The sequence below is a fragment of the Variovorax sp. J2P1-31 genome, assembly GCF_030317215.1.
Classification (GTDB): Bacteria; Pseudomonadota; Gammaproteobacteria; order Burkholderiales; family Burkholderiaceae_C; genus Variovorax.
The window spans coordinates 279,192-297,319 of the sequence record NZ_JASZYA010000002.1; the positions used below are offsets into that span (position 1 = coordinate 279,192).

Below are 18,128 nucleotides of genomic sequence, written 5' to 3' on the forward strand. Positions count from 1 at the left end.
CCGCCATGGACACGCCCAAGCGCGAAATTGCCGCCACCGCCGCCCGCCTCGTCGTCGAGGAGGGGATGGAGTACGGCCCGGCCAAGCGGCGCGCCCTGCGCGAGCTGGGCTTGCCCGCGCGCACGGCCTTGCCGCACAACGACGATGTCGAAGCCGAGGTGCGCGAGTACATCGCGCTCTTCTGCGCCGACACCCAGCCGCAGGAGCTCCAGGCGCTGCGCCTGCTGGCGCTGGAATGGATGGAGCGCATGGCGGCGTTCCGTCCCTACCTGGGCGGCGCGGTCTGGCACGGCACCGCGACGCGGCTGTCGGACATCTACATTCAACTCTTCTGCGACGACTGCAAGTCGGCCGAGATCGCCCTGATCGACCACCATGTCGACTACGAACCCCGCATGGTCGCGGGCTTCCATGGCGAGCAGGTCGAGGCCCTCAGCGTGCATGCCAGGAGCCAGCGGCTGGGCGAGGAAATCGGGGTGCACCTGCTGGTGTACGACCTCGACGACCTGCGCGGTGCGCTCAAGCCCGACGGCCAGGGGCGCACGCCTCGCGGAGACATCGCCGCGCTGCGGCGACTGATCGAAAAGGACACGATATGAACTCCACCTCGACCCGGCGCCGATGGCTGGTCAGTGGTGTGGCCGGCGCCGCGGCCGCCGCCGGCATCGGCGCGGCCTGGTGGCGCCACGAATCGGCTTCGGGCGCGGGCGGGGAGCGCCTGCAGCCCGAGTTCTGGAGCGCGCGCTACGAACGCCCCGAAGGCGGCGAACTCGACTTCGCCGACTTCAAGGGCAAGCCCCTGCTGCTGAACTTCTGGGCCACCTGGTGCCCGCCTTGCGTCGAGGAATTGCCCATGGTCGATCGCTTCTATCGCGATCATGGCGCCAACGGCTGGCAAGTCGTCGGTTTGGCGATCGACAAGCCCGAGGCCGTGCGCAAGTTCCTGGTCCGTACGCCGGTCTCCTTCCCCATCGGGATCGCCGGCCTGCAGGGCACGGACCTGGTCCGGAACCTGGGCAATACCGCGGGCGGATTGCCCTTTACCTTGGTCGTGGGGGCCGACGGGATTGTTGCGGCACGTAAAATGGGCCAGTTGTCGCCAGCCGACCTCGAGGCTTGGCAACGTGCGGAAGTTCACAGTTAGAATCCCGCCGCACAACCGGTAGTTGGCGTACGAACGCCGAAATAAGCCGGTTTTCAGGTAAGTTCAATCCGAATGACCGGCAAAGCTGGCAATGGAGTCCCATGGATCTGCGCAAACTCAAGACACTGATCGATTTGGTGTCTGAATCGAATATTTCCGAACTGGAAATCACCGAGGCCGAAGGCAAGGTCCGCATCGTCAAGGCCGGCGAAGCCGCGCCGGTGCAATACGTTCAGAGCGTGGCCGCCCCCGCGGCAGCCGCGGCGCCCGTGGGCGTCCCCGCCGCAGCCCCGGCAGCGCCCGCCGTGGCGGCCCCCGCGGCCGGCCACACCGTGAAGTCGCCGATGGTCGGCACCTTCTACCGCTCGTCCAGCCCGGGCGCGGCCGCCTTCGTCGAAGTCGGCAGCCAGGTCAAGGAAGGCGACACGGTCTGCATCATCGAAGCGATGAAGATCCTCAACGAGATCGAAGCCGACAAGTCCGGCACCATCACGCAGATCCTCGGCGAGAACGGCCAAGCGGTCGAATACGGCCAGCCGCTGTTCATCATCGAGTGACCATGTTCAAGAAGATCCTGGTCGCCAACCGCGGCGAGATTGCCCTGCGGATCCAGCGGGCCTGCAGCGAGATGGGCATCAAGGCCGTGATGGTCTATTCCGAAGCCGACCGCGACGCCAAGTACGTCAAGCTGGCGCAGGAGGCCGTGTGCATCGGCCCGGCGCCGTCGGGGCAGAGCTATCTCAACATGCCGGCGATCATCTCGGCCGCCGAAGTGACCGATGCCGAGGCCATCCACCCCGGCTACGGTTTCCTGAGCGAGAACGCCAACTTCGCCGAACGCGTGGAGCAGAGCGGCTTCCAGTTCATCGGACCGACGCCGGACAACATCCGCACGATGGGCGACAAGGTCTCGGCCAAGCAGGCGATGATCAAGGCCGGCGTGCCTTGCGTGCCCGGCTCCGAAGGCGAGCTGTCGGACGATGCCGCCACCAACAAGCGCATCGCGCGCGCCATCGGCTACCCGGTGATCATCAAGGCCGCGGGCGGCGGCGGTGGCCGCGGCATGCGCGTGGTCCACACCGAAGCGGCGCTGATCAACGCGATCCAGATGACCAAGGCGGAGGCCGGCGCGGCCTTCAACAATCCGGCCGTGTACATGGAGAAGTTCCTCCAGAACCCGCGCCACATCGAGATCCAGATCCTCGCCGACAAGCACAAGAACGCGGTCTACCTGGGCGAGCGCGACTGCTCGATGCAGCGCCGCCACCAGAAGGTGATCGAGGAATCGCCGGCGCCGGGCATCCCGCGCAAGCTGATCGAGAAGATCGGCGAGCGCTGCGCGGCGGCCTGCAAGAAGATCGGCTACCGCGGCGCCGGCACCTTCGAGTTCCTCTACGAGAACGGCGAGTTCTACTTCATCGAGATGAACACGCGCGTGCAGGTCGAGCATCCGGTGACCGAGTTCACCACCGGCATCGACATCGTGAAGACGCAGATCATGGTCGCGGCGGGCGAGAAGCTGCCGTTCACGCAGCGCCAGATCGAGATGCGCGGCCATTCGATCGAATGCCGGATCAACGCCGAGGACGCCTACAAGTTCACGCCTTCGCCGGGCCGCATCACGATGTGGCACGCGCCGGGCGGACCGGGTGTGCGCGTCGACTCGCATGTCTACACCAACTACTTCGTGCCGCCGAACTACGACTCGATGATCGGCAAGATCATCGTGCACGGCGACACGCGCGAACAGGCGCTGGCGCGCATGCGCACCGCGCTGAGCGAGACCGTGGTCGAAGGCATCCAGACCAACATCCCGCTGCACCGCGAGCTGATGGTCGACGCCAAGTTCATGGCCGGTGGCACCAACATCCACTACCTCGAAGAGTGGCTTGCGGCGCGAGCCCGGTGATCCGACGTGTTTGAACTCCGCCTCCTCGCCCCCGAAGACCGCATCGAGACCCTGAGCGATGCGCTCGACGCGCTCGACGCGCTGAGCGTGTCGGTGGAAGACGCCGACGCCCAGACCGATGCCGAGCAGGCGCTGTTCGGCGAGCCCGGCATGCCGCCGCCCAAGGACGGCTGGCAGCGCTCGCGCGTGATCGCGCTGTTCGCCGACGAGGCGCTGGCCCGCGGCGCGGCCGCGGTGCTGGCGGCGCAGGACTTCTTCGAGGGCTGCGAGACCATCGGCGTGGCCGACGTGCCGGAGCAGGACTGGGTGCGGCTGACGCAGTCGCAGTTCGCGCCGGTCGAGATCACGCCCGAATTCTGGATCGTGCCGACCTGGCACGAGCCGCCGGCGCAGGCGCGCCAGGTGATCCGGCTCGACCCGGGCCTGGCCTTCGGCACCGGCACCCATCCCACCACGCGCATGTGCCTGCGCTGGATCGCGACCGCGCAGCGCACGGCCTCGGCCCGCGTGCTCGACTACGGCTGCGGCTCCGGCATCCTGGCGATCGGCGCGGCGAAATTCGGCGCGGCGTCGGTCGATGCGGTGGACATCGACCCGGCGGCCGTCGAGGCCACCCGGCTCAACGCCGAGGCCAACGCGGTGCAGCTGCAGTCCGGTCTGCCGGACGCGGCGAGCGGGCGCTACGAGGTGGTGCTGGCCAACATCCTGGCCACGCCGCTCAAGGTGCTGGCGCCGCTGCTGTGCGCCCATGTGCAGCCCGGCGGCTCGCTGGTGCTGGCCGGCATCCTCGAGCGCCAGGCCGACGAGCTCAAGCAGGCCTACGCGCCCTACGCCGCGCTCGAGGTCAGCGACAGCGAGGACGGCTGGATCCTCATGACCGCGCGCCTGTAGGTCGCTGCGGGCCCTGGGGCCCCCACCTACAATCCACGCCTCATGAGTCTCGCCACCCGCTGCCCCGCCTGCGGCACCACCTTCCGGGTGGTGCGAGACCAGCTCCGGATCTCGGACGGCTGGGTGCGTTGCGGCCGCTGCAGCCATGTCTTCGACGGCGCGGCCGAACTGCACGATCCGCTGTCGGACCCGCTGCCGGTGACGGCGCCGGCCGTGCCCGCAGCCGAGACTCCCGCCGCGCCCAGCGCCGGCATCGATTTCTTCAGCGACGCGCTCTCGCGGCTGCAGGCCGACGGACCGGCGCCGGCGCAGCGCGCGCCCGCCGAACCATCGGCATGGCCTTCGCTGGACATCCCGGCGCCCGCCTGGCCGGCGTCTCCGGTGCGCGAGGACCCGGTGCTCGACGATGCCGTCGAACCCGAAGAAGAGGCGACGCAGCCGTCCGCCCTGGCGGTGCCGGTGCAACCCGACGGCGGCTGGGCGAGCCTGCCCTCGCTGCAGTGGGATGCGGCGCCGATGGCGGCTGCTGTCGCGGCCTCGCCGCCGGATGCCCACGAGATCGAGGCCGAGGCCGAAGACATCGGCCCCGCAGGGCCCAGCGCCCTGCGGCAGTCGCGCCTCGCGGCGCTCCAGGCGGCGCGCGCCCGTCGTGCCGCTGAGGCCGAGCGCCCACGCGCCATCGACGACGAGGCGATCACGCTGGCCCTGACGCCCAGCGAACCCCTGGCGGGCGATGCGACGGGCGTGCCCGTGTTCGGCATCGCGCGCAGCTTCCGCGCCAACCCCGGCGCCCAGCCGATGCGGCCACCGTCGCGGTGGTGGCCCCGCCTGCTGCGTGGCTTCGTGCTGCTGGCCCTGGTGCTGCTGCTGCTTGCGCAGGTGCTCTACCAGCAGCGCGACGCGATCGTCGCGCGCCAGCCGGCGCTGCAACCGTGGTTCGCGGGCCTCTGCGAACGCCTGGGCTGCCAGCTGTCGGCCTTGCGCCGCATCGCCGACGTCACCATCGACGGCGCCTCCTTCCTGCGCGAGAAGGAGGGCGAGGGCTACCAGTTCAGCTTCACGCTGCGCAACCGCGCCGCCATCCCGCTGGCCATGCCGGCGGTCGAACTGTCATTGCTCGACCTGGAGGAGCGCGTCGTGGTGCGGCGCGTGCTGCGCCCGGCCGAGTACGGCGCGCCAGCGGTGCTGGCGGCGCACGCGGAGCGCATGACGCAGCTGCCGATCGTGCTGGTCGGCGAAGACGCGTCCTCCGCCTCGCGCGTGGCCGGCTTCCGGCTCGATGCCTTCTATCCCTGAGCGCGCTCCTTGTCGCGCGCTCCTCTCATCCTTTCATTCCTCTAACCGGCGGCTCAACCATGGCAGCAGTGATTTGCGGTTCTCTCGCGTTCGACACGATCATGACCTTCGAGGGCCGGTTCGCCGACCAGATCCTCCCTGATCAGTTGCACATCCTCAACGTGTCCTTCCTGGTGCCGGCGCTGCGCCGCGACTTCGGCGGCTGCGCGGGCAACATCGCCTACGCGCTGAACGCGCTGGGCGGCCGCGCGCTGCCGATGGCCACCGTGGGAAGCGACGGCGCGGACTACGTCGCGCACCTCCAGGGCCTGGGCATCGGCACCGAGTTCGTGCGCGAGCTGGCCGACACCTACACCGCGCAGTGCTTCATCACCACCGACCTGGCCAACAACCAGATCACCGCCTTCCATCCGGGCGCGATGCAGCAGGCGCACGTCACGCGCATCACGGCGCGCGACGACATCCGCCTGGGCATCATCTCGCCCGACGGGCGCGACGCCATGCTGCAGCACGCCGAGCAGTTCAAGCAGGCGGGCATCCCCTTCGTCTTCGATCCGGGCCAGGGCCTGCCGATGTTCAACGGCGACGAGCTGGCGCGCTTCATCGAGCAGTCCGACTGGGTCACGGTCAACGACTACGAGGGCAAGATGCTGAGCGAGCGCACCGGCTGGGACAACGCCGAGATCTCGCGCCGGGTGCGCGGGCTGGTGGTCACGCTGGGCGAGGAGGGCTGCGACGTCTGGGTGCAGGGCGAGCGCACCCACGTGCCCGCGGTCAAGCCGACGGCGATCGTCGATCCCACGGGCTGTGGCGACGCCTGGCGCGGCGCGCTGCTGTTCGGGCTGGAGCAGGGCTGGCCGCTGGAGAAGTGCGCACTGCTGGGCAACCGCATCGGCGCCCTGAAGATCGCGCAGCGCGGTCCTCAGAACTACACCGTCGATCGGCAGCAGCTGGGCCTCTGAGCGCGCGGCGAGCGCCCATAAAAAAGCCCGGGACCTTGCGGTACCGGGCTTTTGACCTTCAGGGCCCCGAGAAATCTCAGGGCTTGCTGGCGGTCGGGAAGGGCCAAGCGGCCTGTGGGTTCAGCGTCGTCTGCGCAGCAGGGGCAGGGGCTACGGCAGCCTTCGCGGGCGCCTTGGCGGCCTTCTTGGCAACAGGGGCCTTGGCAGCGGGCTTGGCGGCAGGGGCTTTGGCGGCAGGCTTGGCAGCGGGCTTCTTCGCGGCTTTCTTGGCGGCGGGCTTCTTGGCCGCTGCCTTCTTCGCGGGGGCCTTCTTCGCCGGCGCCTTCTTGGCAGCGGCCTTCTTGGCCGGTGCCTTCTTGGCGGCGACGGCCTTCTTTGCCGGAGCCTTCTTCGCTACGACCTTCTTGGCTGCGGCCTTCTTGGCCGGCGCCTTCTTGGCAGCGACCTTCTTTGCCGGAGCCTTCTTCGCCGCGACCTTCTTGGCAGGAGCCTTCTTCGCCGGCGCCTTCTTGGCTACGACCTTCTTGGCCGGGGCCTTCTTGGCGGCGACGGCCTTCTTTGCCGGAGCCTTCTTTGCTGCGGCTTTCTTAGCCGGCGCTTTCTTTGCAGTTGCCATTTCTTTCTCCTTGATCAAGTTGAAAAATCAACCTTTTGAAGCACTCCACGCACGCTTGTGTACGTGAAGCGATCCATGGCGTTGGGAATCAAGCCCCAGCACCATGAACACCTGCGCCCTCGCCACGCCGCGTTCTGTGACGCAGTGGGTGTCGAAGGCAATTCCTGAATTCATCGATTCTTTTCGTTCAAAAGTTCAGTCCCAGGAGAGCGCACCACCCGACTGGTATTCGATCACGCGGGTTTCGAAGAAATTGCGCTCTTTCTTCAGGTCGATCATTTCGCTCATCCAGGGGAACGGATTTTCTTCGTTCGGGAACAGCGTCTCGAGGCCGATCTGCTGCGCACGCCGGTTGGCGATGTAGCGCAGGTAGCCCTTGAACATGGAGGCGTTCATGCCGAGCACGCCGCGCGGCATGGTGTCCTCGGCGTACTGGTACTCGAGCTCGACCGCCTTGAGGAACAGGGCCTTGATCTCGGCCTTGAACTCCGCGGTCCAGAGGTTGGGGTTCTCCAGCTTGAGCTGGTTGATCAGGTCGATGCCGAAATTGCAGTGCATCGATTCGTCGCGCAGGATGTACTGGTACTGCTCGGCGGCGCCGGTCATCTTGTTCTGGCGGCCCAGCGCCAGGATCTGCGTGAAGCCGACGTAGAAGAACAGGCCTTCCATCAGGCAGGCGAACACGATCAGCGACTTGAGCAGGGTCTGGTCGTTCTCGTGCGTGCCGGTGTGGAAGTGCGGATCGCTGATGGCCTCGATGAAGGGGATCAGGAACTGGTCCTTCTCGCGGATCGACGCCACTTCGTTGTAGGCGTTGAAGATCTCGCTCTCGTCCAGACCCAGCGATTCGACGATGTACTGGTAGGCGTGCGTGTGGATCGCTTCCTCGAAAGCCTGGCGCAGCAGGAACTGGCGGCATTCGGGCGCCGTGATGTGGCGGTAGGTGCCCAGCACGATGTTGTTGGCGGCCAGCGAGTCGGCGGTCACGAAGAAGCCGAGGTTGCGCTTGACGATGCGGCGCTCGTCTTCGGTTAGGCCGTTCGGGTCCTTCCACAACGCGATGTCGCGCGTCATGTTCACTTCCTGCGGCATCCAGTGGTTGGCGCAGGTGGCGAGGTATTTTTCCCAGGCCCACTTGTACTTGAAGGGCACCAGCTGGTTGACGTCGGTCTGGCCGTTGATGATGCGCTTGTCGGCGGCGTTGACGCGGCGGGCGACGGCCGGCACGGCCTGTGGTGCACCAGCGGCTGCGGTGCGCTGTGCGGTGGGTGTTTGCGAAGTCGGGACTTCCATCGAGCGCGCGATCGGTGCGCCGTTTTGCGATGAATGATGCAAGCCTTGTTGCATGTCCTTTGGCAAGGAGGGTTTGACTTCTTCGTCCCAGGTCAACATAGAAAAATCCAATGCTCAAATTATGTGAGCAACGATGTGAGTTGCAAAGTGCCTCTCACATCGTGCTCGGATTATGTCGTGCTTATGTTGCTCGCATGCATCGCATTTCATGTCGGGCGATGCCGCGAATCACATTCGCATCAGGCTGACGTCACTGGCACGCTTCGCAGGTCGGATCGTCGACGCCGCAGAAGGCGATGTCGGTGGCCGGCATCGCGGCGAGCTGCGCCTGTGCCGCGAGTGCGGCGGCCTCGATCGCGCTCAGGCCCGACGACGATTCGTTGGCGCCGCCGGAAGACACTGCGTTGAGGCGGCCCGATTGCACGGTCGACTTCTCGGCGTGCGTCGCGCTCTGCGTGCGCAGGTAGTAGGTGGTCTTCAGGCCGCGCAGCCAGGCGAGCTTGTAGGTGTCGTCGAGCTTCTTGCCCGAGGCGCCGGCCATGTAGATGTTCAGCGACTGCGCCTGGTCGATCCACTTCTGGCGACGTGCCGCGGCTTCCACCAGCCACTTGGTCTCGACCTCGAAGGCCGTGCCGTAGAGCGCCTTGATGTCCTGCGGCACGCGGTCGATCGGACGCAGCGAGCCGTCGAAGTGCTTCAGGTCCATGACCATCACGTCGTCCCACAGGCCCAGGCGCTTCAGGTCGCGCACCAGGTAGTGGTTGATGACGGTGAACTCGCCCGACAGGTTCGACTTGACCGACAGGTTGCCGAAGCAGGGTTCGATCGAGGCGTCGACGCCGATGATGTTCGAGATGGTCGCGGTCGGGGCGATGGCCGTGCAGTTGGAGTTGCGCATGCCGTCGGCCTTGATCTTCTGGCGCAGCGCGTCCCAGTCGAGCGTGGCCGAGCGGTCGACCTCGACGTAGCCGCCGCGGGCCTGTTCGAGCAGGTCGAGCGTGTCGATCGGCAGGATGCCCTTGTCCCACAGCGAGCCCTTGTAGCTCGAGTACTTGCCGCGTTCCTTGGCCAGGTCGGTCGAGGCCCAGTAGGCGTAGTAGCAGATGGCTTCCATCGACTCGTCGGCGAACTGCACGGCTTCCTGCGAGGCGTAGGGAATGCGCAGCTCATACAGCGCGTCCTGGAAGCCCATCAGGCCCAGGCCCACCGGACGGTGGCGCAGGTTCGAGTCGCGCGCCTTCTTGACCGCGTAGTAGTTGATGTCGATCACGTTGTCGAGCATGCGCATCGCCGTCGAGATCGTCTTCTTGAGCTTGGCCTGGTCGACCTTGCCGTCCTTCAGATGCTGCAGCAGGTTGACCGAGCCGAGGTTGCAGACCGCGGTTTCGGTGTCGCTGGTGTTCAGCGTGATCTCGGTGCAGAGGTTCGACGAGTGCACGACGCCGGCGTGCTGCTGCGGCGAGCGCACGTTGCAGGCGTCCTTGAAGGTGATCCAGGGATGGCCGGTCTCGAACAGCATCGTGAGCATCTTGCGCCACAGGTCGGCTGCGGGCAGGGTGCGCGAGGGCTTGATCTCGCCGCGCTGCGCCTTCTCTTCGTAGGCGACGTAGGCGCGCTCGAACTCGGCGCCGAACAGGTCGTGCAGGTCGGGCACGTTGTTGGGCGAGAACAGCGTCCAGGTGCCCTTTTCCATCACGCGGCGCATGAACAGGTCGGGGATCCAGTTGGCGGTGTTCATGTCGTGCGTGCGGCGGCGGTCGTCGCCGGTGTTCTTGCGCAGCTCCAGGAACTCCTCGATGTCGAGGTGCCAGGTTTCGAGGTACGTGCAGACCGCGCCCTTGCGCTTGCCGCCCTGGTTCACGGCCACGGCCGTGTCGTTGACCACCTTGAGGAAGGGCACGACGCCCTGCGATTCGCCGTTGGTGCCCTTGATGTGGCTGCCCAGCGCGCGCACGCGGGTCCAGTCGTTGCCCAGGCCGCCGGCGAACTTCGACAGCAGCGCGTTCTCCTTGATCGACTCGTAGATGCCGTCCAGGTCGTCGGGCACGGTCGTCAGGTAGCAGCTCGACAGCTGCGAGCGCAGCGTGCCGGCGTTGAACAGCGTGGGCGTGCTCGACATGAAGTCGAAGGACGACAGCACTTCGTAGAACTCGATGGCACGCGCTTCGCGGTCGATCTCGCCCAGCGACAGGCCCATGGCCACGCGCATGAAGAAGGCCTGCGGCAGCTCGATGCGGGTCTTGCGCACGTGCAGGAAGTAGCGGTCGTACAGGGTCTGCAGGCCGAGGTAGTCGAACTGCAGGTCGCGTTCGGCCTTGAGGGCGGCGCCCAGGCGCGGCAGGTCGAACTGCAGCAGCTTCTCGTCGAGCAGCTCGTTGTCGACGCCCTTCTTGATGAACTGCGGGAAGTAGTCGACGTAGGCCTGCGAGCGTTCGGCCGGCATCACTTCGCGGCCGATGATCTCCTTGAAGATCGTGTGCAGCAGCAGGCGCGCGGTGGCGAAGGTGTAGTCCGGGTCCTTCTCGATCAGCGTGCGGGCGGCCAGGATCGAGGCCTTGTAGACCTCGTCGAGCGGCACGCCGTCGTACAGGTTGCGCATCGTCTCGGCCTGGATCGGCGCGGCGGTGATGGTGTCGCCCAGGCCTTCGCAGGCGGACTCGATCAGGCCCTTGAGTTCGTTCAGGTCGAGCGCGACGCGCTCGCCGCGTTCGAGCACGTGCAGCGCGGGCGCGGCCGGCGCGTCCTGTTCGCCCTGCTTGGTGCGTTCCTGCGACCGGCGTTCGCGGTAGAGCACGTAGGCGCGTGCGATCTCATGGTGGCCACCGCGCATCAGGCCCAGCTCGACCGCGTCCTGCACGTCCTCGATGTGGAAGGTGCCGCCGCTCGGGCGCGAGCGCACCATGGCGCGCACCACCGACTGCGTCAGCGTGTCGACGGTCTCGCGCACGCTGGCCGAGGCCGCGCCCTGGGTGCCGTGCACGGCCAGGAAGGCCTTCATCAGCGCGATGGCGATCTTGTTGGGCTCGAAGGGCACGACCGCGCCGTTGCGGCGGATGATCTGGTAGTGCGTGAGCGCCTCGTTGGTGGGCGTGCCTGCGGTGTCGCGGGCGCCGGCGTTCTGCTGCGGCACGTTGGCGCGGGCGGCGGACGGTGTGTTCAGGGCTGTTTGCATGCGGTCCTCTGTTTGGCGATTTCTTGTTGGGGGAACGGCGAGGCGGCTCGGCGTTCGGCCGTCGGGGCCACGCTGCGTTCGTGGCCGTCGGAGCGGGCAGGCACACTATATCTAGTGTGTGGGGTGCCCACAATCACTAGATGTAGTGTTTTTCACGGACTTCAATGCAGGTGGAAGTGCGTGCTTCGCGGCTGAGGCGCGTGCCATGCGGCATGGTTACTGGATCAGTTTGCACGAAGCCAGCAACCACGCCGCTTTCCAGCGCTTTTGGGCTTGCAGGCCCCGTGGTTACTGGGCCGCGCGTCCTGCAAAGTGTGCGCGGTCCGGCGCGAGCCGCAGGGCATCGCCGATGCCCGAGCGATTGAAAATCTTTAGCGCCCCACCGTGCCCGCGGGGAACATCGCGGCCGGCCAGCCGGTGTCGGCCTGCAGCCGCGGCCAGGTGAAGCCCGGGCCCGGATCGATCTTGCGGCCCGGCGCGACGTGCTCGTGCCCGGCCACGAAGGCGATCGCGTAGTGCTGCGCGATCGCCGGGCAGAGGCTGGCCAGCGTCTCGTATTGCGCGTCCTCGAAGCGTTCGCCCTCCAGGCCTTCGAGCTCGATGCCGATCGAGTCGTCGTTGCAGTTGCTCCGGCCGCGCCAGGCCGAGGGGCCGGCATGCCAGGCGCGCGCGTCGCAGCTCACGAACTGCCAGAGCTCGCCGTTGCGCCGCACATAGAAGTGCGCCGACACCTGGGTGCCGCGGATCTGCTGGAAATAGGGGTGCGCATCCCAGTCGAGCTGGTTGGTGAACAACCGCTGCACCTCGTCGCCGCCGTAGCGGCCGGGCGGCAGGCTGATGGAATGCAGCACGATCAGGTCGACCTGTGCGCCCTCCGGCCGGGCGCCGAAGTTGGGCGAGGGCAGCGCCCTGGCGAAGCGGTACCAGCCCGCCTGCCACAGCGCGTCGGTGTCATCCTTCATCGCCGGCGCCCGCGGCTTCCTCGCCGCCCGGTGTGCTGATGCCCAGGCGCGCGATGCGGTAGCGGATCTGGCGCAGGCTCAGGCCCAGGCGCGCCGCCGCCGCGGTGCGGTTGAAGCCGCTCTCGCGCAGCGCGCGCACCAGGATCTCGCGCTCCTGCTGGTCGAGGTAGGTCTGCAGGTCCGGCGGCACGGCGGGCGGCACGGCCGCCGGCGCTGCCTGCGGCGGAGCGGCGGCTGGCAGCGCCGCGGCGGCCGGGCGTTCGAGCGGCGCCGCGCCGCTGGCCTCGAAATCCAGGTGCAGCTCGTCGCCGTCGTTCAGCGCGACCGCGCGGTGCAGCAGGTTCTCGAGCTCGCGCACATTGCCCTGCAGCGGATGGGCCGTCAGGCGGTCGACCACTTCCGGCGAGAGCACGGGCACGCTCATGCCGGCGTCGCGGGCGATGCGCGCCAGCAGCGCGGCGCACAGCAGCGGCAGGTCCTCGCGCCGGTCGCGCAGGGCCGGCACCGCGATCTCGATCACGTTGAGCCGGTAGAACAGGTCCTGGCGGAAGCGGCCGCCCTGGACCTCGGCCTGCAGGTCCTTGTGGGTGGCGCTCACGATGCGCACGTCGACCGCGTCCTCCTGCGTCGAGCCGATCGGCCGCACGCTGCGTTCCTGGATCGCGCGCAGCAGCTTGGACTGCATGGCCAGCGGCAGGTCGCCGATCTCGTCGAGGAACAGCGTGCCGCCGCGGGCCGCCTGGAAGTAGCCGTCGCGGTCCTGCGACGAGCCGGTGTAGGAGCCCTTGCGCGCGCCGAAGAACTCGGCCTCGAGCAGGTTCTCGGGAATCGCGCCGCAGTTGACGGCCACGAAGGGGCCTTCGCTGCGCTGGCTGCAGGCATGCACCGCGCGCGCGACCAGCTCCTTGCCGGTGCCCGACTCGCCGCGCACCAGCACCGGCGCCATGCCGCGCGCGACCTTGGCGATGCGCGACTTGACCAGGCGCATCGGTTCCGAATCGCCGACCAGGCGATCGAGCGCGGCCGTGCCGCTGCCGCCGACCGCCTCGGCGCGGCCCGACGGCGCGGCGGGCACCGCGCGCGCGGGCACGGCTGGGGGCTGCACCGCCGAAGCGACCACGGCGCGGAACTGCTTGAGGTCCACCGGTTTGGTGAGGTAGTCGAAGGCCCCGGCCTTCAGCGCCTCGACGGCGTTCTCGGCCGAGCCGTAGGCCGTCATGACCACGCAGCGCTCGCCGCGCTGCTCGCGCTGGATGCGTTGCAGGATCTCCATGCCCAGCCCGTCGGGCAGCCGCATGTCGGTGATCACCGCATCGAAGCGCTGGCCTTCCAGGTGCTGCCAGGCCTCGGCCACGCTGCCGGCGGCCTCGACGCGGTAGCCCTCGCGCAGCAAGGTGAGCTCGTAGAGCGTGCGCAGGTCGGGCTCATCGTCGACGACCAGGATCTGCGCCGTGCGCGCGGCGGGGGGATGGTTGGAACTCACGGGGCTATTGTGTCAGTCGCCCTTCGGCTGGCGCGAAGCTCACGAAGAAGGCATTGCCCTCCGGCCCGGTCGGCGAGACGGCGCGCCGCTCGTAGCCGATGGTGGCGCCGTGGCGTTCGCAGAGCTCGCGGCAGAGGAAGAGGCCGAGGCCGCTCGAGCGGCTCTCGGACGAGAAGAAGGGTTCGAACAGGTGGCGCTGCACGGCCGGCTCCAGCGGGGCGCCGTCGCTCCAGACCTGCAGGCCGGCGCGGCCCTTGGCGTTGCGCCGGGTGGTCAGCTGGATCGAGCCTTCGCGCTCGCCCGCGTAGCGCGCCGCGTTGTCGAGCAGGTTCACCAGGATGCGGCGCAGGTGCTCGATGTCGAAGCTCACGTCGCTGCCGCCGGCCTCGAGCATCAGCAGCACGCCGTGGCGCCGGGTCTGGCGCACCCATTCCTCGGCGATGGTGCGCACCGTCGGGTCGAGCGCGAACTGCTCGCCGAGCGGCAGCACGCGCTGCTGGCGCACGCGCGCGACGTCGAGCACGTCGTCGACGATGCGCGAGAGCCGTTGCGCGTTCTGCTCGACCATCGCGATCAGGCGGCGGTGCGCGGGGTCGGTCAGGTCCTCGCTGAGCAGGGCGCCGGCCTGGGTGATGGCGGCCAGCGGATTGCGGATCTCGTGCGCCACCGCCGCCGACATGCGGCCCATGGCCGCCAGTTTCTCGGTGCGGATGCGGGCCTCGAGCTCGCGCAGGTCCTGCAGGAACATCACGCAGAGGCCGTCGGCGCGGCCTTCGGTGGCGGGTGTCAGGCGGGTGCGCACGCGCACCTCGCGCGCCGCGCCCTGGGCCTGGGCCACCGGCAGTTCGCGCATCTGCGCGGCCTGCCGGCTGAAGGTCTGTTCGGCCACCGCCGCGAGCGGCCGCCAGGCGGGCTGCGTGCCCAGCGTGAAGGGCAGCACCATCGAGGCCAGGCCCTGGCCGAGGATCGCGTCGGCGGCCGGATTGGCCGCGTGCACCCGGCCGTCGGCACCGATCACCAGCACACCTTCGCTGAGGGTCTCGATCACCAGGTCGTTGACCTGGGCGTGCATCTGGGCGGCGCTGCGCCCGCGCTGCGCCAGCGTGACCTCGCGCGCCAGCCGGCGCGACAGCTCGTTGGCCAGCAGCGCCACCACGAACAGGCCGGTGCCGGTCAGCGCGGCCTGCACGAAACGCGGACTGACGTCGCCGCTCATGTCGAGCCAGCGCCAGCCGGCATCGGCCAACAGCAGCAAGGTGACCGCGGCGGTGGTGCCCAGCCCCACCATCAGCGTGCCCAGCACGGCGCCCATCAGCACCGGCAGCGCGAACAGCGGCGTGTAGTTGATGCTGCCGATCTGCAGCAGCTGCAGCGCGGTGAAGGCGGCCAGGTCGATCGCGATGGTCGTGCCCCAGGCGATGCCGAAGCTGCGCAGTGGCAGGTGGAAAGGCGCGAAGCGCGCGCTCAGCAGCGTCGCGACCAGGTAGCCGGCCGAGATCAGCGTGGCCACCGTGTGCACCGTCTGGCTGAGCGCGTAGGCCAGCAGCTGCAGCAGCAGCAGCACCATCGCGACGAAGCAGCGCGCGGTCATGAAGCCGCGCCACAGCCGATGCAGCGCGGTGTCGCGGTCGGCCAGCGGTTCGAGCTCGGCCCAATCGGTCGCAGGCTCGCCGCGGGACCAGATGAAGGGGGCCATCGCGCCGCGGGTCAGCCGGCGCCGGCGCGGCGGTGGTCGACGCTGCAGTAGACCCCGCCCGGGCCCGGCAGCGCATCGGTGGCGGGCAGGTGCAGCCCGCAATGCGCGCAGCGCACCATGGCCTGCGGCGGTCCGACGGCCGGTGCGGCCGGCTTCTTGGGCGCGGCGGCGCGCTTCTCGCGCATCTCCTCGCGCCGGCCTTGCCGCCAGGCCCAGATGCCGATCGCGACGACCAGCAGCACCAGCAGGTACTTCATGCGATGGCTCCCCGGTTCAGCAGCACCTCGAGCACGAAGCGCGAGCCCACGTAGGCCAGCAGCAGCAGCGCGGCGCCGGCATAGAGCACGCGGCGCGCGGTGCGGCCGCGCCAGCCGAAGCGCGCGCGGCCGACCAGCAGCACCGCGAAGGTGAGCCAGGCCAGCACCGAGAAGGTCGACTTGTGGTCCCACTTCCAGGCGCGGCCGACCGCGCCGTAGAGCGTCTCGCTGAACAGCAGGCCGGCCAGCAAGGTGGCCGACAGCAGCACGAAGCCCGCGGTCACGAAGCGGAAGGTCAGGCGTTCGAGCGTCAGCAGCGGCACCTCGGCCTGCGGCGCGGTGGCCATGCGGATCTGCTTCTCGGCGCGGGTCGTGAGCCAGGCATGCACCACGGCCGCGCCGAACAGGCCGTAGGAGGCGATGCCCAGCGCCAGGTGCAGCGGCAGCCAGGGCGAGGCCGCCACATGCAGCGGCGTGCCGGGGAACAGCACCGCCAGCAGCACCACCACCGCGCCCAGCGCGGCCAGCACGCGGCGCACCGTGAGCTGCGGGAACATGCGGCTCTCGACCGCGTACACGGTGAGCACCAGCCAGGCCATGACCGACAGCGCGGGCGCGAAGCCGAAGCGCGGCACGGCGCTGACCAGGCCGACGGCCAGTGCCAGGCCATGCAGCAGCCACGCCAGCCCGAGCGCGGATTGGGTGGCCTGGCGGTTGAGCCGGGAGGCAGCGGCCGCCGTCAGCCCGTAGGCGGCGGCGGTTGCGATGCCCAGCGCCACGCCGAGTGGGGAGGGGATCGCTAAAATCATGGGGTCAGTTTATCTCCCCCAGGCGTCCGTTCTGCGTGACGCCGCGCCAGCCCCTACACAGGGCCCATGATGCGGAGCGGCCCGGCCGCATCCGCGATCGTTGGTGCAGGGGAGCGGCCGCGACCGGGCTTCGGGTCACGACTTTTCACAGCTTCGCCGCGAGCGGAGAACCAGGTACTTTCCTTCATGGCCACCGCCCTTTCCGAAAAATTCTCCCGCCTCGTCAAGACGATGAGCGGCCAGGCGCGCATCACCGAGAGCAACGTGCAGGACATGCTGCGCGAGGTGCGCATGGCGCTGCTCGAGGCCGACGTGGCGCTGCCCGTGGTGCGCGACTTCGTCGCCCGCGTGAAGGAAAAGGCGCTGGGCCAGGAGGTGCTGGGCTCGCTCAAGCCGGGCCAGGCGCTGGTCGGCATCGTCAACCGCGAACTCGCCGCCACCATGGGCGAGGGCGTGTCCGACATCAATCTCGCGGCCCAGCCACCGGCGGTGATCCTGATGGCCGGCCTGCAGGGCGCGGGCAAGACGACCACCACCGCCAAGCTCGCCAAGCACCTGATCGAGAAGCGCAAGAAGAAGGTGCTCACGGTCTCGGGCGACGTCTACCGGCCGGCCGCCATCGAGCAGCTCAAGACGGTCACGAAGCAGGCCGGGGCCGAGTGGTTCCCGAGCACCGCCGACCAGAAGCCCATCGACATCGCGCGCGCCGCCATCGACCATGCGCGCCGCCACTTCTTCGACGTGCTGCTGGTCGACACGGCCGGCCGGCTGGCGATCGACGAGGTGCTGATGAAGGAGATCAAGGAGCTCCACGCCGAACTGAAGCCGGTCGAGACCTTGTTCGTGGTCGACGCGATGCAGGGCCAGGACGCGATCAACACCGCCAAGGCTTTCAAGGACGCGCTGCCGCTGACCGGCATCATCCTGACCAAGACCGACGGCGATTCGCGCGGCGGCGCGGCGCTGTCGGTGCGGCAGGTCACGGGCGTGCCGATCAAGTTCGCCGGCACCAGCGAGAAGATCGACGGCCTCGAGGTGTTCGACGCCGAACGCCATGCGGGCCGGATCCTGGGCATGGGCGACATCGTCGCGCTGGTCGAGCAGGTCACGGCCGGCGTCGACGTGGCGGCGGCGCAGAAGCTCGCGGCCAAGGTCAAGAGCGGCGCTGGCTTCGACCTCAACGACTTCCTGTCGCAGCTGCAGCAGATGAAGCAGATGGGCGGGCTCTCCAGCATCATGGACAAGCTGCCGCAGCAGATGGCGGCCAAGGCCACCGAGGCCGACATGACCCGCGCCGAGCGCGACATCCGGCGCAAGGAAGGGATCATCCAGAGCATGACGCCGCTGGAGCGCCGCAAGCCCGAGCTGCTCAAGGCCACGCGCAAGCGCCGCATCGCGGCCGGTGCGGGCGTGCAGGTGCAGGAAGTCAACCGCCTGCTCAACGAGTTCGAGCAGATGCAGGGGATGATGAAGAAGATGAAGGGCGGCGGCCTGATGAAGATGATGAAGAAGATGGGCGGCATGAAGGGAATGGGCGGCCCGGGCGGTCCCAAGCTGCCCTTCTGAGAAAGCGCACTTTCCCAACGATCGAAGCCCGCCGGGGTCTGCTCCGGCGGGCTTCTTCGTTTGCGCTGGCGC

The 18,128-nt window shown here is 68.6% G+C and carries 16 protein-coding genes; 8 read left to right on the forward strand and 8 right to left on the reverse strand.

Features of this window, described 5'->3' with window-relative positions; genetic code table 11:
- The first annotated feature begins 5 nt into the window (after positions 1-5).
- The 7 genes from QTI20_RS12410 to QTI20_RS12440 all read left to right on the forward strand — a co-directional run bounded on the left by QTI20_RS12410 (position 6) and on the right by QTI20_RS12440 (position 6,202).
- Complete coding sequence (locus QTI20_RS12410; protein ID WP_286551238.1) at positions 6-599, forward strand: hypothetical protein; 594 nt, start codon at positions 6-8, stop codon at positions 597-599.
- A complete protein-coding gene (locus QTI20_RS12415; RefSeq protein WP_286551239.1) occupies positions 596-1,144 on the forward strand; it encodes a TlpA family protein disulfide reductase in 549 nt (182 codons plus the stop codon). Before QTI20_RS12410 ends, QTI20_RS12415 begins: the two co-directional genes overlap by 4 nt.
- Before the next feature lie 101 nt (positions 1,145-1,245).
- A complete protein-coding gene (gene accB / locus QTI20_RS12420) occupies positions 1,246-1,701 on the forward strand; it encodes an acetyl-CoA carboxylase biotin carboxyl carrier protein (RefSeq protein ID WP_286551241.1) in 456 nt (151 codons plus the stop codon).
- A 2-nt stretch (positions 1,702-1,703) separates the two neighbouring features.
- Complete coding sequence (accC, locus tag QTI20_RS12425; protein ID WP_183028255.1) at positions 1,704-3,053, forward strand: acetyl-CoA carboxylase biotin carboxylase subunit; 1,350 nt, start codon at positions 1,704-1,706, stop codon at positions 3,051-3,053.
- Between the two features lie 6 nt (positions 3,054-3,059).
- A complete protein-coding gene (prmA, locus tag QTI20_RS12430; protein ID WP_286551243.1) occupies positions 3,060-3,944 on the forward strand; it encodes a 50S ribosomal protein L11 methyltransferase in 885 nt (294 codons plus the stop codon).
- 42 nt (positions 3,945-3,986) lie between these two features.
- Positions 3,987-5,240 carry a DUF3426 domain-containing protein gene (locus tag QTI20_RS12435; RefSeq protein ID WP_286551244.1) on the forward strand — a complete coding sequence of 418 codons (1,254 nt, stop codon included), beginning with the start codon at positions 3,987-3,989 and terminating at the stop codon, positions 5,238-5,240.
- A 59-nt stretch (positions 5,241-5,299) separates the two neighbouring features.
- Complete coding sequence (locus QTI20_RS12440; RefSeq protein WP_286551247.1) at positions 5,300-6,202, forward strand: carbohydrate kinase family protein; 903 nt, start codon at positions 5,300-5,302, stop codon at positions 6,200-6,202.
- Positions 6,203-6,278: 76 nt separating this feature from the next.
- On the opposite strand, the gene QTI20_RS12445 is transcribed toward QTI20_RS12440, so the two are convergent.
- From QTI20_RS12445 to QTI20_RS12480, 8 genes are all read right to left on the reverse strand, one after another.
- On the reverse strand, positions 6,279-6,818 hold the full coding sequence (locus tag QTI20_RS12445) for a histone H1-like DNA-binding protein (protein ID WP_183028271.1): 540 nt from the start codon (positions 6,816-6,818) through the stop codon (positions 6,279-6,281).
- A gap of 195 nt (positions 6,819-7,013) precedes the next feature.
- A complete protein-coding gene (locus tag QTI20_RS12450) occupies positions 7,014-8,210 on the reverse strand; it encodes a ribonucleotide-diphosphate reductase subunit beta (protein WP_286551250.1) in 1,197 nt (398 codons plus the stop codon).
- Between the two features lie 151 nt (positions 8,211-8,361).
- Positions 8,362-11,283 (reverse strand): ribonucleoside-diphosphate reductase subunit alpha, encoded by a 2,922-nt coding sequence (locus QTI20_RS12455; protein WP_286551251.1) that lies wholly within the window; start codon positions 11,281-11,283, stop codon positions 8,362-8,364.
- Positions 11,284-11,654: 371 nt separating this feature from the next.
- Positions 11,655-12,245, reverse strand: a complete 591-nt coding sequence (gene ampD / locus QTI20_RS12460; RefSeq protein ID WP_286551253.1) for a 1,6-anhydro-N-acetylmuramyl-L-alanine amidase AmpD — start codon at positions 12,243-12,245, stop codon at positions 11,655-11,657.
- Complete coding sequence (locus tag QTI20_RS12465) at positions 12,235-13,728, reverse strand: sigma-54-dependent transcriptional regulator (RefSeq protein WP_286551255.1); 1,494 nt, start codon at positions 13,726-13,728, stop codon at positions 12,235-12,237. Before QTI20_RS12465 ends, ampD begins: the two co-directional genes overlap by 11 nt.
- 4 nt (positions 13,729-13,732) lie before the next feature.
- Positions 13,733-15,424 (reverse strand): two-component system sensor histidine kinase NtrB, encoded by a 1,692-nt coding sequence (locus QTI20_RS12470; RefSeq protein WP_286551256.1) that lies wholly within the window; start codon positions 15,422-15,424, stop codon positions 13,733-13,735.
- An 11-nt stretch (positions 15,425-15,435) separates the two neighbouring features.
- Positions 15,436-15,681, reverse strand: a complete 246-nt coding sequence (locus QTI20_RS12475) for a PP0621 family protein (RefSeq protein WP_183028247.1) — start codon at positions 15,679-15,681, stop codon at positions 15,436-15,438.
- Positions 15,678-16,490 (reverse strand): cytochrome C assembly family protein, encoded by an 813-nt coding sequence (locus tag QTI20_RS12480; RefSeq protein ID WP_183028246.1) that lies wholly within the window; start codon positions 16,488-16,490, stop codon positions 15,678-15,680. The genes QTI20_RS12475 and QTI20_RS12480 overlap by 4 nt, the downstream gene beginning before the upstream one ends.
- 186 nt (positions 16,491-16,676) lie before the next feature.
- Here QTI20_RS12480 and ffh point away from each other — a divergent pair, with 186 nt between their 5' ends.
- On the forward strand, positions 16,677-18,056 hold the full coding sequence (ffh, locus tag QTI20_RS12485) for a signal recognition particle protein (RefSeq protein ID WP_286551258.1): 1,380 nt from the start codon (positions 16,677-16,679) through the stop codon (positions 18,054-18,056).
- Positions 18,057-18,128 lie beyond the last annotated feature (72 nt).

What these genes read in the sequence shown, in the direction of transcription:
- QTI20_RS12410 (WP_286551238.1), top strand. Translation starts at nt 6, where the DNA reads ATGGACACGCCCAAGCGCGAAATTGCCGCCACCGCCGCCCGCCTCGTC.
- QTI20_RS12415 (WP_286551239.1), top strand. Translation starts at nt 596, where the DNA reads ATGAACTCCACCTCGACCCGGCGCCGATGGCTGGTCAGTGGTGTGGCC.
- accB (WP_286551241.1), top strand. Translation starts at nt 1,246, where the DNA reads ATGGATCTGCGCAAACTCAAGACACTGATCGATTTGGTGTCTGAATCG.
- accC (WP_183028255.1), top strand. Translation starts at nt 1,704, where the DNA reads ATGTTCAAGAAGATCCTGGTCGCCAACCGCGGCGAGATTGCCCTGCGG.
- QTI20_RS12435 (WP_286551244.1), top strand. Translation starts at nt 3,987, where the DNA reads ATGAGTCTCGCCACCCGCTGCCCCGCCTGCGGCACCACCTTCCGGGTG.
- QTI20_RS12440 (WP_286551247.1), top strand. Translation starts at nt 5,300, where the DNA reads ATGGCAGCAGTGATTTGCGGTTCTCTCGCGTTCGACACGATCATGACC.
- QTI20_RS12445 (WP_183028271.1), bottom strand. Translation starts at nt 6,818, where the DNA reads ATGGCAACTGCAAAGAAAGCGCCGGCTAAGAAAGCCGCAGCAAAGAAG.
- QTI20_RS12450 (WP_286551250.1), bottom strand. Translation starts at nt 8,210, where the DNA reads ATGTTGACCTGGGACGAAGAAGTCAAACCCTCCTTGCCAAAGGACATG.
- QTI20_RS12455 (WP_286551251.1), bottom strand. Translation starts at nt 11,283, where the DNA reads ATGCAAACAGCCCTGAACACACCGTCCGCCGCCCGCGCCAACGTGCCG.
- ampD (WP_286551253.1), bottom strand. Translation starts at nt 12,245, where the DNA reads ATGAAGGATGACACCGACGCGCTGTGGCAGGCGGGCTGGTACCGCTTC.
- QTI20_RS12470 (WP_286551256.1), bottom strand. Translation starts at nt 15,424, where the DNA reads ATGGCCCCCTTCATCTGGTCCCGCGGCGAGCCTGCGACCGATTGGGCC.
- QTI20_RS12475 (WP_183028247.1), bottom strand. Translation starts at nt 15,681, where the DNA reads ATGAAGTACCTGCTGGTGCTGCTGGTCGTCGCGATCGGCATCTGGGCC.
- QTI20_RS12480 (WP_183028246.1), bottom strand. Translation starts at nt 16,490, where the DNA reads ATGATTTTAGCGATCCCCTCCCCACTCGGCGTGGCGCTGGGCATCGCA.
- ffh (WP_286551258.1), top strand. Translation starts at nt 16,677, where the DNA reads ATGGCCACCGCCCTTTCCGAAAAATTCTCCCGCCTCGTCAAGACGATG.